The 14,564-nt window shown below is 57.7% G+C and carries 16 protein-coding genes and 1 riboswitch; of the genes, 5 read left to right on the plus strand and 11 right to left on the minus strand.

Annotated elements, in window-relative coordinates; genetic code table 11:
- Nucleotides 1–366: 366 nt before the first annotated feature.
- Entirely contained in the window at nt 367–1,701 is a 1,335-nt protein-coding gene (locus BSF40_RS09780; RefSeq protein WP_095964970.1) for a hypothetical protein, read from the minus strand.
- 128 nt (nt 1,702–1,829) lie between these two features.
- On the opposite strand from BSF40_RS09780, the gene BSF40_RS09785 reads away from it, so the two are divergent.
- A complete protein-coding gene (locus tag BSF40_RS09785) occupies nt 1,830–3,161 on the plus strand; it encodes an RES family NAD+ phosphorylase (protein ID WP_256589449.1) in 1,332 nt (443 codons plus the stop codon).
- 307 nt (nt 3,162–3,468) lie between these two features.
- Here BSF40_RS09785 and BSF40_RS09790 read toward each other — a convergent pair whose 3' ends face one another.
- Nucleotides 3,469–3,909 carry a hypothetical protein gene (locus tag BSF40_RS09790; protein ID WP_218195152.1) on the minus strand — a complete coding sequence of 147 codons (441 nt, stop codon included), beginning with the start codon at nt 3,907–3,909 and terminating at the stop codon, nt 3,469–3,471.
- 489 nt (nt 3,910–4,398) lie between these two features.
- Between BSF40_RS09790 and BSF40_RS09800 the strand changes: the two genes are divergently transcribed.
- The 3 genes from BSF40_RS09800 (at nt 4,399) to BSF40_RS09810 (ending at nt 5,853) form a co-directional block, all read left to right on the plus strand.
- Nucleotides 4,399–4,734 carry a hypothetical protein gene (locus BSF40_RS09800; RefSeq protein ID WP_095964972.1) on the plus strand — a complete coding sequence of 112 codons (336 nt, stop codon included), beginning with the start codon at nt 4,399–4,401 and terminating at the stop codon, nt 4,732–4,734.
- An 88-nt stretch (nt 4,735–4,822) separates the two neighbouring features.
- Nucleotides 4,823–5,056: a hypothetical protein gene (locus tag BSF40_RS09805; RefSeq protein WP_095964973.1), complete on the plus strand. Its 234-nt coding sequence runs from the start codon at nt 4,823–4,825 to the stop codon at nt 5,054–5,056.
- Nucleotides 5,057–5,412: 356 nt separating this feature from the next.
- A complete protein-coding gene (locus BSF40_RS09810; RefSeq protein ID WP_141249723.1) occupies nt 5,413–5,853 on the plus strand; it encodes a hypothetical protein in 441 nt (146 codons plus the stop codon).
- Between the two features lie 845 nt (nt 5,854–6,698).
- On the opposite strand, the gene BSF40_RS09815 is transcribed toward BSF40_RS09810, so the two are convergent.
- The 8 genes from BSF40_RS09815 to BSF40_RS09850 all read right to left on the minus strand — a co-directional run bounded on the left by BSF40_RS09815 (nt 6,699) and on the right by BSF40_RS09850 (nt 11,993).
- The gene (locus BSF40_RS09815) at nt 6,699–7,298 is read right to left on the minus strand and encodes a hypothetical protein (RefSeq protein WP_095964975.1); all 600 of its coding nucleotides are present in this window, start codon (nt 7,296–7,298) and stop codon (nt 6,699–6,701) included.
- Complete coding sequence (locus BSF40_RS33495; RefSeq protein ID WP_371918074.1) at nt 7,283–7,708, minus strand: hypothetical protein; 426 nt, start codon at nt 7,706–7,708, stop codon at nt 7,283–7,285. The genes BSF40_RS09815 and BSF40_RS33495 overlap by 16 nt, the downstream gene beginning before the upstream one ends.
- A gap of 198 nt (nt 7,709–7,906) precedes the next feature.
- Nucleotides 7,907–8,398, minus strand: coding sequence for a hypothetical protein (locus BSF40_RS09825; protein ID WP_178081982.1), 492 nt, complete (start codon nt 8,396–8,398; stop codon nt 7,907–7,909).
- On the minus strand, nt 8,398–9,060 hold the full coding sequence (locus BSF40_RS09830) for a Rha family transcriptional regulator (protein WP_095964976.1): 663 nt from the start codon (nt 9,058–9,060) through the stop codon (nt 8,398–8,400). The genes BSF40_RS09825 and BSF40_RS09830 overlap by 1 nt, the downstream gene beginning before the upstream one ends.
- Before the next feature lies 1 nt (nt 9,061).
- A complete protein-coding gene (locus BSF40_RS09835; RefSeq protein ID WP_007944165.1) occupies nt 9,062–9,301 on the minus strand; it encodes an AlpA family transcriptional regulator in 240 nt (79 codons plus the stop codon).
- Nucleotides 9,302–9,354: 53 nt separating this feature from the next.
- The gene (locus BSF40_RS09840) at nt 9,355–10,095 is read right to left on the minus strand and encodes a hypothetical protein (protein ID WP_095964977.1); all 741 of its coding nucleotides are present in this window, start codon (nt 10,093–10,095) and stop codon (nt 9,355–9,357) included.
- Nucleotides 10,096–10,173: 78 nt separating this feature from the next.
- A complete protein-coding gene (locus BSF40_RS09845) occupies nt 10,174–11,478 on the minus strand; it encodes a tyrosine-type recombinase/integrase (protein ID WP_095964978.1) in 1,305 nt (434 codons plus the stop codon).
- A gap of 305 nt (nt 11,479–11,783) precedes the next feature.
- Complete coding sequence (locus BSF40_RS09850; protein ID WP_095964979.1) at nt 11,784–11,993, minus strand: hypothetical protein; 210 nt, start codon at nt 11,991–11,993, stop codon at nt 11,784–11,786.
- A 197-nt stretch (nt 11,994–12,190) separates the two neighbouring features.
- Between BSF40_RS09850 and BSF40_RS09855 the strand changes: the two genes are divergently transcribed.
- Nucleotides 12,191–12,628 (plus strand): NUDIX domain-containing protein, encoded by a 438-nt coding sequence (locus BSF40_RS09855; RefSeq protein WP_095964980.1) that lies wholly within the window; start codon nt 12,191–12,193, stop codon nt 12,626–12,628.
- A 187-nt stretch (nt 12,629–12,815) separates the two neighbouring features.
- Here the strand turns inward: BSF40_RS09855 and BSF40_RS09860 are convergent, their stop codons facing one another.
- Complete coding sequence (locus BSF40_RS09860; protein WP_095964981.1) at nt 12,816–14,189, minus strand: transposase; 1,374 nt, start codon at nt 14,187–14,189, stop codon at nt 12,816–12,818.
- 188 nt (nt 14,190–14,377) lie between these two features.
- Nucleotides 14,378–14,439, plus strand: a riboswitch (Fluoride riboswitch).
- Nucleotides 14,440–14,564 lie beyond the last annotated feature (125 nt).

The raw sequence follows: 14,564 nt of genomic DNA on the forward strand, positions 1-14,564 counted from the left end.
GCGGCGGACCACGCGAAACAATGACTGTGAGATCAATACTGCTCTGTCAGCTTTGCGTCCATCCGTGGTGATCATTGAAGTGTGCTCGGTCGCTGCCCTCGAAGTGCGCGGCATCACACTACTCTTGGATTTAGGCCGGCGCTCCCTTCGATAACTACTGGGGTTGTTCCTGAGCACTAGAGCTGACCCCGGGCTGGATGGCGGCGAGGAGAATACTGGCCTTTTCACCCTTATTCCGTATCTGGAGGTTGGCGCTAGAACCTGGAGGTGACAGTAGCTTTTTCGGGTAGGGCCAGGGCCTGTTCCCCTTAAACCCCCTTCCCCTGACCCTTTCTTCCCCAAGCTTTTTTCCCCATAGCCGCATGGTCACGGCTTGGGTGGGAGGTTCGCCACGCCGCGATTGAGCAAGTCGAGCAGGACGATTTCGCGGGACTGTTGTGCTTGCGCTAGGCCAACCAGGGCGTTTGCCGCTTCGCGTGCAAGGCGACGTGCCAAGACACGCTGTTGGGTGGAGATGATGCGACCTTCAGGGCGCCCGTGAACGTAGGTGCATCGCATGTCGTAAAGGTCCAGATACTCCTTCGCTGCGCCGGGCTCGACTATGGCGGCACTCAGTCTTGCCGCAACCCTGCGTGTCGGCGATTCGTCGTGATTATCGCCTGTCAGTCGCAGCTTGCGCCTGTGGTCTGCCTCGGCGCCAAACGCGGCCTCAATCATGATGAGGTGCGCCATCACTTCGTCGATGCCATCGGAAAGGAACGCACGAACCAGGAAGTGCTCCACCGGAGTTGAGAAAAGTTCCGACGCCTGGGCACTCGCTGCCTGCAGCAGCGCCCACCTAGCTTCCAGTGCCTGCCGCACATCCTCGGCGGTTGCCCAGGTTCGCAACCACATCGGGCGTTCGGATTCCTCCCACTCGTCGTGATCCACTTGGTGGGAGTATGGCTCCCACGACAGCCGCTCAGGGGGTGGCGGCGGAGGCGGGAACGCGCACAGGTCATTGTCGAGGGTGTATACCCAAGGCAGCCGGAAACCCCGCCAGTCCACCTCGGTCATCTCGGCCCAGTCTTCCCATGGCGCCAGCAGCAGGAAGAACAGCGCGCGCTCTACCGCCGCGGGGAAGCGCCCACTATGGGGAACAATCTCGCCCAGATCCTTTCCGAAGGGGAAGTCCAGCCAGGAGAACTGGCGATTGCCCGATTCGCCTCGAACCGAGATGTCTTCCTCTACGACCATCCAATGGAACTGGGACAGGCGCTGAGTATCCAGCCGTATACCGGGATAACAGCGCTCTAAGCGGGGCGCATTGAACAAAACCTCAAGTTCGGCAGCAGCGAATCGACCCATCCGGGCATTGCCAAACTGGAAGGACGGGAGCTCATCGGCCATATCGAGCGGGCAGAGGTATCGCCGCCTAGTGGTGGTCCGTTGAAACTCGTGAGCCAACGCGGCGGCCACCGTGCCCATGTCCGGCCTGGGCTGGTTGAGCAGATGGGGGGTGCTGCATGGTAGACCCAGCGACTTAAGCGCATTGCCGATGGAGGCCTCCAGCCCGAAGGTGGATTTTCCGCTGCGGTCACGCTTGGTGAGCAATTCCTTCAGTGCGACGAACTCCCGGCTGCTCCAGAGATTCTGTGGGCCGGGTGGCGGGATGTCCCACAGCGCTTGAAGGGCAGCGACAAGAGATTTATCTGGGGACATGAGTGGCTCGGCCCTCCTTGGAATGTTTGTTCAAATGATCCCTGAAGGAGGTTACCTTAGCAATCAGCTGCCGCTTTTTGGGGTTACACGCGCGCTGCCAGCTTTGCTAAGTAGATGGCTCCAGGCATATGTATGAGAAAAAGAACCTTCAGGAAGAAGCGATGATTTGTATTGAATGCGTCACTCCGGAACCTCTCAAGAAGCTGTTCGATGCGCACGGGCAGGACGCTGACTGCAAGTATTGCCAGCGCCGTGGAAAGGCAATTGAGTCCCAGGTTCTATTTGAATACGTCTATGCCCGGGTTAGCGAGAATATTGCCCGTAAGGAGAATCTCTCGGATTACGAGCTCAGCATGTTGTATGGGGCCAGGGTTGAACTGTTCCCCATTGCAGAAATAGACATTGTTCTCTCGGAATGGCTTGATCTCGGAAATGAATCATATTTCGACGATTTGTGTAGCGGCGTTCCCGCCGAATTCAATCTAGATGATGTCGGCGACACTACACACTTTTATGGCGAAGATGACGCGATGGAGGTGAACTTCTACGAAGGTCTTTGGGACCAGTTCGTAGAGGGTGTGCAGTACACGCACCGTTTCTTCAACGCGAATGCCGGAGAATTTCTCGACTCGGTTTTCTCTTTGTTGGTCGCCGATGACGAAGGCCTTAAGCCTGAAGCCATCCGGACCTTGGTCAATGGCGACTTGATGTACCGTGCGCGTCTTGCTAAAGGCTTCAGCGAAGCCGAGAAGATAATTAATGATCCCGCTGGCCAATTCGGTCCAACTCCGAGGTTCCTGGCAAGCAGTCAAAGGATGACGCCGAACGGTATCTCGGCCCTGTACTGCGCGCTGGAGCGAGAGACCTGTCTGAGCGAAATCCGCTCCATCACCGGGGATCATGTGGTGAGCGCAGCGCTGACTCCAGTCGCCGAACTGAAGCTCCTCGACCTCACGGTCTTAGACCAGGTTGCCCCCCCGGATCTGTCGCTCCTAGACGTGGGGTTTCGTGAAGCACTACACCGCAAGGTATTCCTGGGCTCACTTGTCAAAAAGATGTCCAGGCCAAAGGCTCGTAATGATGAGCTGAGCTATCTGTCGACGCAGGTGGTGTTCGAGTACCTACGGCTGCGCTTTGGCAAGCAGGTCGACGGTCTGGTCTTCCCATCCGTGCAGACGGGCGAGGCGGGTACCAACGTAGTCTTGTTCCCCGAGGCCAGCCGCCTTGCCTATGTACCGCCGCCGGAGGCCGATGCTGAAAGACTTGGCGACGAAAAGCCCCCCGTTGTGGTCGAGGTCGAATTGGACAATCCGTTTAAGCCGCCTACCAAGGTAATTGTTGTGCACGACTCAATTCGGTATCACAAGGTAACGGCGATTGAGACCCAGGCCCGCGAGTTTCGCGATATCTACGATATCTTCATGAGCGACGAGACACGCAAGCGGCTGAACTTGGACTAGGAAGCAGGGCTTCTCTGCAGAGGCACGAGGCGCGTGGCGCGAAGCCAGACAGCATCGAATACGAGGTGCGTTCCCTTCTGGCGCGCATGTCAGCAGAAAAGCGTGATGAGGCCATACGCGAGTTGCACCGGATCGACCCGGTGCAGTATCGCTGGCTACGAAAAGGACAACCCAGGGCCTGAATGGATCGAATCGAGCGAGCCAGGCGTTGAAGGGGCGATCTCTGCCTGTCGCGTCTCTGCTGCGCACTGGTCAAGTCGGATGCAAGCGGTGGACCAGCGCTAGGCTACAGCCAACCTGCCGGCGTTTATTGATCATCGCCGATGATCCTCAACCCGTTTCCATAGGGATTGTTCGGGCTGTCCGCACGGTACGGGCTGCCGGCACCATAGGGGTTATTGATGCTATCGGGTGAGTACTTGCTGCCATAGCGCCCGTAGGGATTGGACACTGAATCGGGGGCGTAGCGATTGCCGCTCAGCTTGCCGCGGTAGTTGCCTTGGCTGTCGTAGAGCTTGGGCGAGCTGGTCGTGTAGGGGGTAGCGGCGCTGGTGCTGGAGTACGGACTGCCATACTGGCCGGCCGGGTTGGTGATGCTGTTCGGCGCGTAGCGGCTGCCGGCTCCGTAGGGGTTGGCGGTTGAGTTCGGCGCATAGGGATTGGCACTGAGGTTGCCAAGGTACTCATCTGCCGCGGCGGTGCTGCAAGCCATGGCCAGTGCAAGCGCCGTGATGGGTCGAAGGTTCATAGTGGGTGTTCCCTTCGGTCGATGTTTGTCTCGGTTGATGGTAGCAACAGGCCCCGGACTTGCCTGGGAAGAGCTGCCCCATGTTCGGCGACGTGCTTGCCGAAGTCACCGGCGTCCCGGAGCCACCGCCCGCCGCGAAGGCTGAGTCCGCCCTGCGCGCTGCGGGGGACGCCCTGGGCGGCGTGGCGAATCACGCCGGCAAGGCCTTGGACGATGCGATCAACGGTCTCTGCGCCCTGCTCGGCGGCGGAAGCTGGCTGAATTCAGGGCTAACCTTCGATGAGGAAACCAACGCCAAGGCCAAGCCGCTGTTCATCTCAACCGCGGCGAACTTGAAGGCCGTCAGCCAAGACCTGCGCGAAGCGATGCGCATTGTGGTCCGCATGGTCGTCGAACGGTTCGGCGCCGAGGTGGCGCAGAACATGCAGCCCTACGTGGTGCGCGTCATCGCGGACGTGCGCGACGGCAAGGCCAGCCTGGAGAATGAGAATGAGCGCGGGACGGTACGCGGCGATGGCCCGCAAGCACTGGACGAAGTGGTTGCCGGAGAAGGTGGCGGAACTGAAAGCGGCCGGGGACTGGGAGTCGACCCTGCAAACGCGAGGCAAGTGGGCCGCGGAACGGGTGTTGGAACTGATGCAGCAGGGCTTCCCGCAGTTCGCGGCGGAAGAGGTGGCGCTGAGCGAGCTGATCCTGCTGAAACCGGAGCCCGCGGCGGAACTGGAGCCGTGGGAGCGCGCGGAGCTAGGAAAGCTGGAGGCCGAGTACCAAAAAATGATGAAGCGGGAGCGCGAGATCGACGAGACGGATGAGACGGACGAGTAACCGTCGACGGGGCGCCGGTCGGCAGCCCCAACGTCCCGGCGCGTAACTTCCAGATCACGACACCACCCGCCTGGGCCAGGGCGGGGAGGTGGAGAAGTTCAACGACAACCTCGCGGCCATTCGCACCCTCAATCAGATCGAAGCCGAGCAGCGCCGCGCCACCCCGGACCAGCAGGCGCTGCTGGCGCGCTACGTCGGCTGGGGCGGACTGGCCAGCCGTTGTGCCGCATGCAAGATCCCGCCCAGGGGGACACAAGCCCTACATGACGCGGCCTTGGCTCGCCTCTGCCTGGGCACGCCTGCTGGCTGGAAAGCCGCGTAGTTACTGGTTCTTGGTGATTCTGCATCTGGGTCATGCCCCCAAATATGCCCCCAAAACGAAAAGTCCCTTTTAGAGGCTAAACTCTTGCTCATTCTTGCCAAGCAATCGCAGCGCTTGCCGGTCTGAATAGCTCGCAGAGGTCAGTGATAACCGTAGACGTGGGAGGTGCAACATGAGCACACCGAAGAAGCACGTCAAGACTGTCTTGCTCTCTACCCGAGTGTCTGAGTCGGAGGTGGAGCCGTTGGACTAGCTGTGCCAAGCCACCGGCCGGGGGCGGACTGAGTATGCCCAAATCGCGGTGGAACTCTATCTGCGCGACAACGCATGGCGACTGAAAAAAACCGGGGAGAGCAGTGAGCGAAATGACAATTTCTGAGTTCTTCAACGACCTCGGCGCAAAGCTCAATAATGACAGGTGGTCTTGGGGTGCTGTGCGTGAGGCGGACGGAGCCGTTTTTCTGCGCGTTTGGCGCGACGAGAGAGAAAAATTCCAAGGCGACTACCTGCGGGACAACGCCCCTAAGCTGCACGTCCACATTTTCGACTTGGCAGGCCCGCGCCACAAGGAAAGCAAGCTCGGACACAACGAGCGCAAGGTACACCTTGATCTGATCAACAGGCGGGTGAAGGTCTATCTGGTCATGTGTGACGGCATAATTCTGCCGAACGGGAAGCGCCAGATTACCGGGTACGATTCAGAGACGTTGTACATCGGCGGTCGCACCACGCGGCGCGTTGACGGATGGTGGATTGAGCTGGGGGATGAAGTGCCGGTGCGCGACGTGCGAATTTAGCCTGCTGTTTCACCACCGTTAGCTAGCCGGCGCATCCAACTTGGCCGCCCTTCATGAAGTCTGAATCAGTCAGCGCCATACCTAGGCTCAGTACGAAGACAGGACAGGACAGGTAGAATCGCCGCTGCAGGCCTGCATGGCAAAGCGCTTGACGATTTCGAGGGGAATAAAGGGACAAGTCAACGCCTGTTTCTGCGCCCGAAAACGAGGGGGCCGTTCGCCCTCGAGAAGGGCGGCGAGATATTCCTCTGCAGAGAGTTCGTTCCGCTCCCAGGCGCAGAGGTGGTGAACGAAGGCTGGAGTGTCTACCCTTCAAGGGAAGACGAGGCGGAGGGCCAACTCAATGAGCGAAAAACAAGGCGCTTACCGGATGGGGAATGTGCTGTTCATCAGCAAGGTGCCCTATTTCTCGACATACACACCAGCGCCGCCGTATCACCCTGGCAGCGACAGTAAGCGCTGCACGAAACGGTATCTCCCCGCTTTGAGTACTCCCCAGAAGTAGAGGTTAGGCCACGACAGCCTTCCTCTTGCTTCGTATTGACACCGCCCGCCCGCAGCACGGTGGGCGACACAATGCCGAGGAAGATGGCGATGACGACAAGCCCTACGAAAGACCAGCAAACAACGTCAGCATCCGGCGATCAGGGCAATCAATATCGTGATTATTTAGACATCCCGATGATCAATTGGGGGCCCGCAACGCCACCAAGAGCCACCCCGCTATCTCGACTTTCCGCTTGGTTACGCAGGCTTAGCAAAGGGTGGTGGTGATCGGCTGTCATGGCACCGTTGAACGGGACAGGTGCCGGCCACCAGGGCGAACCCCTGCAGCCGGCAGCGGGTCAGACGATGCGCAGCTCGGGCGGCAGCCTTGGTCCGAACGGTGCGCCAGGTGCGAACGGATCGGGTAGCAGCTCGGGCGGGCATTCGAGGATGAAATCCATTCGCGCCAGTTGGCACGCCTGATAGAGTGGGCTTCTGTCGCCCCAGCGGTCGCCCCGGCGCTCGGCGCTGTTCTCCAGGTCGTGAATGGCCACCAGCTCGGACAGGGTGCGCCATCCCTCCCGGCGTGCCCGCTCCCGGTCTATGCGGTTGATGTTCAGCAGGTCAGCCAGTTGATCGAAGCCCAGCGCTTCGGCTATGCCGTCACGGTCGCGGATGATTGTCTGCCCATAGGCCACCAGTACACGGCGCAGGGCGGCTAACTCTTCGGCGCGGTGGTCGCGGGCTTGCTGTTCCACGTCGGCAACGGCCATTGCGGTGAACGGCAGGAATTGGCGCAGCTTGCCGGCCTGTCGGCGCAAGGCGCGGCTCTCGGCGTGAATGGCGTTCTTGGCCTGGCAGATATTGCGTAGGACGCGGCAGGTGATGGTCAGGCAGTCGCGCTTGGTGGTGCCCGGCTTCGAGGCGATAGCGGCCAGGGTCTTTAGGCTTTGCGGCATGGGGTTGGCTCCAGTGGGGTGCGGTCATAGGTGGCACGCAGCTCTGCCCCGATTACACAGTAACGGCCTTTGGGGGCGTGGCAGAGGCGGCACGGCATTAGATGGTTGAGGTACTGGTCGCGGGCTGCAATCCATTCAGGCGAGGCCGTGGCTGCCGTATGGATGGGGTGCTGTGGCTCGCGGTTAACTTCCACAATTTGTGGAGGTTGCGCGGTGGTGACCAATTGGAGCGATTGCGCCATATGGTCGGGCTGTTGTGCTCGATTGATCCACGCCGGGTTGCGGCGAATCAGTGCCGCCACCTCGGCAGGATCGCAGCCCCCGTCGATGGCATCCTGGATGGTGATGGTCTTGCGCCATTGGCCAGCCGCCCATGTGTTCTCCCCGGATTTATCGAAATGGTTTGGCAATTTGACAGTGCCGATTGCGGCGCGAATGGCGGAAAGGACGGGTTTTGCCCTTGCGCACTACTGTTTTGCCCATCGCTTAGTGCAGCGTTAACAGCAGCAAGCATTGGTATATGTATAAAGGGCTTCACTATCTGAAGCAGGTGTACCCCCGGTATCGATTCAATAATTGAAGCAAGCCAACCTGGTTTCAGCGGCATTTCACACCGATTTATGGTCATTTTGAGCCTCCCCTGCTTCATTAATTGAATCGAACGGCTTCACAAGTTGAAGTGGGCGTTCTGTTCTTTTGATGGAAAAACTTCGTGGCGGGGCGCGGGTGGCGTTTACCTCCAGATCAGCTCTTGGGCATTCGTCGATGGCATGCCAAGTCAGAGCGTAAAGAGCGCAGCGCCCCCCAGGATTAAGAAAGCGCCCCTCGCGTGTCCGAACGATCAGGTTTTTGTTCTGCAGTTCATCAAGCACCTTTGTAAGTGTTGCGGTCGATGCTATGCCGCGCGATTTGAGCTGCGTGATCGTTGCTGACAGGTTGCCGTTGTTTCTGCCGTTGTATTGCCGCACAAGCCAGTGAAGAACCTTGAGCGCACTGCCGGACAAACTTAGAAAATCTGGGTGATCTTCGACAACGTGCAGAAACATAGAAAACCCACCAGCCTCCCTGCGTCCTTTGGACTTTCCGTATGACTTGGCCATCAGCCAATTACCACCTCAAGCGGGAAGCTCTCGCGCAATAGTGTTTTACGTTGTGCATAGGGTGTTCCTGAAAGGATCAGCGCCGCATTTCGGCAGCGAATTTTTTTCAGTTCGCGCAGTGCTGTGATGTTTAGCGCAGAGTCCGCTATTGGTGAAAAAGTGCCGGTCAGCAGCCAGTTGCAGAGCAAGCCTTCAGTGCGGTAGTGGTGTGACTCGGTAGACTTTCCAGCGGCGGCTCGTGCTTGCTGCAATGCATCGCACATCAGCCGGGAAGCAGCGCACTTGTCCTGATGCTCCAGTAGGCGCAGCGGATCTGCTTTTTGTTTGGCGAGCCGGAGAAGCGCTTGGTGTTGGTCTAGAAAGGCATCAACCAATTTGGCTTGCCCTTCCATGGATCGTTTCCCGCCAATAAATGGCATCAGCACCAATGCGTCGCGCTCGGAAAGGCGATAGCAAGGTTGAGTCTTGCCTCGTGAGTCAATGTAATCTCGCGGCTCAATAGTGAGCTGCGAAATGGCCCCGGTCTCGACAAGACTGGCCAGCGAGCGCAGCACATTCTTGTGTGGGCGGCCGAACAGTTGAGCGATAGTGGTGGTATCCACTGACAGCTGGTCACGGTTCGAAATTACAAGTGGACTAACGGCTGGATTGGACTTCTTCATGTCAGGCTACCGTTCTCGCGTCGAGCTTGGCGAGTAGCCATGCCTCAACTTCGGCACGCACAAAGTACACGCGGGCTTGCCTGCCAGTGCCGTCTTTCATCGGCTTTGGAAAAGTGGGGTCTTTGGCGCGCAGCTTATTCACGCCGGATCTGGTTCGGCGAAGAAAGGTTGCCAGGTCGACCATGGTTATGAGTTCGGGAAGGGTTGCGGCGTTATCTGCGTCTGAATGGGTACGTTTCAAGATGGGTGCTCCTGTATGGGACAGGCGCACTGTGCGGAATGGATTTTTGTATGTCAGGGACGTTTATTAAATCGGTGTGCTTTCTCGCCGCTCATGCGGTAACAGTAGTGGGTGTATATGGATTTGTCCCAATAGTTGGCTACCCTTCGCTTGAGAGTTTCCGGTGCTTCATCTGCGTCCCAAGAGTCCGGTACCAAGTCAGGCCGTTGTGTGATGGCCTTGTCGCAGGCCGCCAGTAGAGACAGCACCGTCGATTCGCGGTAGAACTTGCAGGCCAAAGCATACAATTCGAATTCATCAGGCCGATGCGCAGCTCTTTTCCCTCGCTTGCCTGGAGGTAAGTCGCCAGCTATGAAGTCCGCGAAGCGAGGCCGGTTGAAAACATCTGGTCTGATCTTTCGTGCGTCGTTTACGGTAAGCAAGCCAGCTCGGATGTCCCGGATGAAATTATCAGCATTCCGCTCATCTGCCCATTCGATGAAGGCGCACAGCAGCTTTGCCGTCCCATCGGTGTCCAAGTCGAAAATTTGTTGGCGCGTCACGCCAGTCTTTTCCCAGATCAGAAGAAACTCCTGAAAACCATTGGGACAGTAGCGAAAGCACTTCCCATAATCCGGTCGGCCTGGCTCTAGGCCAATGACCATGACAAAGCCGTTCGCGTTGACCTCAGCGGCGAGCACGTCAAAGGGACTGGAAAGGCGCTCCTCGTTGCCTTCGCTCACCGCTGAAGCCAGGGTTTTTGCTGCGTGGAATGTGGCCGTAACCCCATTTGGAAAGCGCAGAATCAAACTCATGTGTCCTCTCTCTCCGATACTCTTGCGATTTGCAGATCGCCCAGGCAGGCGGCTGATGAGTGCTTCCACCCTGCCGGGTTATGTCTGGAAAAGCTTCTCGGGGAAATTCTGTGACAGCGCGCTGGTACCGCTGACAATCACTGCGCGGTTAAAATTTTCAATCTGGTCTGGTGTTATCCCAGTTTCTAGTGCGCCCAGAAAGTCGGCGTACCACTGAAGCATAGTGCGGCGTAGCACAACATATTCAGCGTTGTTGTAGAGGCCGGCCATGCCTTGCTCTTTGTGCGCCAATTGTGCTTCCACAAGGTCTTTGTCCCAGCGATGTTCGCGCAATAGGGTGCTGGCCGTGTGGCGGCTGCCATGTCCTACCAGGCGGCCTTTGTACCCAACCTTGTTCAGCGTCAGGTTGATGGTGTTTTCGCTGATTACCGGTTGCTTTGCGCCGATACCGGGAAACAGGTAGCGACCGCGTCCGGTCATGCGGTGTAGTTCGCGCAAGGCATCCAGCGCCTGCCGAGATAGAGGGGTGACGTGGTCACGGCGAGTTTTCATCTTGGCTGCAGGAATGCACCACAGCGCATCCGCAAAATTGATTTCATTCCACTCAGCATGGCGCACCATGCCGGGCCGGCTGGCAGTCCATAGCACTAACCAGGTGGCGACGCGTGCTGGCGTGCGGCTGGTGCTGCGGCGTAGGGCTTGCAGGAATGATGGCAACTCAGGCTCCAGCAGGTGAGGGTACTGCTTGGCCTTGGGTGTCGGCTTGGCGATTGAGCCAAGCTCACTGGCGGGGTTGTATTCGCAAAGTCCACGCGCGATGGCCTGGCTGAATATTTGGCGCAGGGCTACGCGGATTTTGTCGCGGGTGTTCATTGCGCCCCTGGCTTCGATACGTTCTTGTAGGTCGGCACAGTCTCGGCGGGTGATTTCAGTCAGCAACTTGCTACCCAGCGCTGGCAGCACGTCATTATCCAGATAGCCGCGCATCAGGCGTAGAGTGCTAGCGGCGCGGCCGTCCTGAGCCTTGCGTTGATACCAATACTCGGCGGCAGCGGCAAAGGTATTAGCGCTGGCAATCTCTTTGGCTTCACGCTGCTCGATCTTGTGCTGTATGGGGTCGGTGCCATGTGCAATCAGCTGCTTAGCTTCGTTGGCCTTTTTGCGCGCCAGGGTGCCGGGCAGGTCGGGGTAGCCGCCCAAGCCATGCCAGCTCCATTTGCCGTTCGGTTTTTTGTAGCGAAGCTCCCATGACTTGGTGCCGTTCGGTTTGACTCGGAAGTACAGGCCTGGGCTATCTAGCTCCCGGTAGGTAGTAGCTTCGGGCTCCAGGCTCGCCAGCGTAGTGTCCGCCAGAGGTCGGCGTTTGATCTCGCTCCGCTTCATTTCTTGTATGCCTAACTTCTGATTTTCTGAAGCATACATGTGGGCATACACGCCGCCAAGGCATACATGGGAGCATGTAGGGATATGCAGGCATAAAAAAATCGGCTGAAGTGGCCGGTTTGTCTGGGCTTCAGCTGATCTCCGACACATCCGGGATCATGCTGAGATATAGAAGTGGAGCGGGTGAAGGGAATCGAACCCTCGTTATCAGCTTGGGAAGCTCCTAACGAGGTGTCCTGGTGAAAGGAGGGAGATACTGGAGGTGGGATGTTCGAGCGTCCGGTTGAGTATGCAGCCAATAGCACTCACTCCGGCGTCATCATCACCGCGAGTGTCATTTTGATGAATTCCTCGTTGCGGTCGATCACATCCAAGGCGCCGCGCACGTTTTCGGCGACATCTGCGGCTCCCCGCTGTTCGACCCAGTTCGTCAGCTCCATGATTGCAGCTTCCAAGGCGAGTTGATTTTCGTTGATCTTGAAAAGCAGGGAGGGGAGTAGGTCTGAATTGGGCATCGCGATTCCTCCGTGAAAAAGAAAGCGTAGCAGCTTGAGAACTTCATCGAGCTTAAGACTGATTGCGGCTTGTCGCAAAAGACTGCCATCGACCCATTGCTGTCGCTCACGATGCCAGTCAGGATCCAGCCCACACCCGTTACGAAATAGCTGAAAGCGTATGATGGCGAGCCTTCATTACCGATAAGGAAATCGCCATGCGTCCTGACAAGGCCTGCTCAGTAGTTCTTTGTTCCGCGCGGCTCCCCAGGATCCTTTTGTTCCGTCATCCTCAGGCTGGGGTGCAACTGGTGAAGGGAACCATTGAAAAGGGAGAAACACCGGGCCGAGCAGCCCTGCGTGAACTGGCGGAAGAGTCTGGTATAAGCGCCGCCGCAATCGAAGACGATCTAGGATGTTGGGAGTCCGGTCATCACGGCCAGATCTGGTCGTTTCAGCTGTGCCAGGCGGGTGGACCACTACCTGAACAATGGTCACATCAGACGCTCGATGACCATGGTCACCTCTTCGAATTTTTCTGGGCTTCGCTCGACCATCTCCCTTATGACGATTGCCACCCTGTTTTTCGTCGAGCGCTGGTCTTTTTGTGCGAAGTCTTAGGAGCCCGTGGGCACTTGGTGGACAAGCATCCTTGATTCAACTGACGAACGTCTGCTATTGGCCGATTCTGTTGAAAAAGTCGGATTTTCAGCTCGCCTAAACTCAGGCACGACCACTACCGGAGAACCTACTCACCACATTGAGTGGTTTCTCGGCCCTTCGTTGACCTTTGCTGCTCTGTTAGTGGGTTAGTTTGAGGTTTTTTGCTTCGTGCAGGCGCACCTATCCCGTAGAAGGTGGCCCTTGAGATGCAAGTTTGGCCAGACGTCGCAGGTTCTGTACCGCGGCCGCCAGCGTGAACTCATCGGACGCGCCACTCATGCCACGTAGTCGCAAGCGATCCAGTTTCAGGATGCGCTTGAGGTGAGCAAACAACATTTCCACCTTCTTACGTTCGTGGCGAGAGCGCACGTACTCCGGCGTCGCTGCGATGCGTCGAGCCACATCACGAGCGGCTTCATGGACGCTGCGAACGATCTTGCGAATCGGAGTGTTCGGGCAGCACTTGGCTTTCATCGGACATGTCGCGCAGTCGGTCTGTCTGGATCGGAAGATGATGGTGTTGGCTTTTGTGACGTGCGAACGCTCGTTCTTGAAGGCTCGCCATTCGCTGCGTAATACGTTGCCGGCTGGGCAGCGGTATTCCTCGGCCTCTTCATTCCAGTGGAAATCGTTACTCGAAAAGCTGTCGTTCTTGCGCTCAGTTTTGTCCCACACCGGCACATGCGGCTCGATGTCTTTTTCCTCCACCATCCAGGCCAGCATCGGCGCGGTACCGTAAGCGGTGTCGCCAATGAGGCGTTCCGGCTTGATGTCGAACTGCGCTTCGACCCGATCGATCATCGTCTTGGTGCTCTCGACTTCTGCGGTTCGATGAGCCGGTGTGGGTTCCACATCCATGATCACGCCGTGCTCGGTATCGATCAGATAATTCGTAGAGTAAGTGTAGAAAGCTGGGCCGCCTGGAGCAGCGGTCCAGCGGGCCTGAGGATCCGTCAGCGACAGGCGCTTCGGTAGCGTTTCGGCCAAAGCCTCTTCATCGAGGGCTTCAAGGTACTCACGCACGGCGCGGGTGCTCAGAGTCGGATCGCTCCAGTTGACCGGTTCATCACCCGGTACGCCGCGCTGCCGACTCGCATCCGCTTTGATGATGCTGGCGTCCACGGCAAAGCCTTCGCCTTTAACCAGGCCTGCGTCCATGCAGCGACGCAGCACTTCATTGAACAACCAGCGAAACAGATTACTGTCCCGAAAACGGCCATGTCGATTCTTGGAAAAGGTCGAGTGATTGGGGACTTCATCTTCAAGGCTTAACCGGCAGAACCAGCGATACGCCAGGTTCAAATGGGCCTCTTCGCACAACCGTCGCTCTGAGCGAATGCCGTAGCAATAGCCCACGATCAGCATGCGAATCATTAGTTCGGGATCAATCGACGGACGCCCAATCGGGCTATAGAAATCGGCGAGGTAATGGCGCAGATCGTTCAGATCGAGACACCGATCAATGCTGCGCAGAAGGTGATTGGCGGGGATGTGATCTTCAAGGTTGAACGAGTAAAACAGTCGCTCCTGCCCACTCGATAACTGTCCCATCATGCTATGTGATCCCCCGCCAGCCAATGCAGAGATTTTGCCGCAGTCCAGACAGGGGAGCTACTTTTTCAACAGAATCGGCCGATTGTTGCCTGTCGCGAACGCAGCCACCGACCCATAACGGACCCCGCCCTAAGTGCTTCAATTCAAGCTTGGTATTACCTTGAAGCCTTTAGCGGGGCTGATATAGGATGGCTGAAGGAGATGGTATTCCTCCTTTAACCGCCTTCGTGCTGATGATGCCTACGTGAACCCTGGACAGGGTGCGTAGGTATGTCGCCCTGTCCTCCTACTTAGGACAGGATCGTGATTTCAATCTCCCCGTTCATCCCCCATCTGTTCATCCAGTTGTCAGAGATTCCTCGCCTATTCATGCCG

Origin of the sequence: Pseudomonas sp. ACN5 (assembly GCF_002303975.1) — a bacterium.
GTDB lineage: Bacteria > Pseudomonadota > Gammaproteobacteria > Pseudomonadales > Pseudomonadaceae > Aquipseudomonas > Aquipseudomonas laurylsulfatiphila.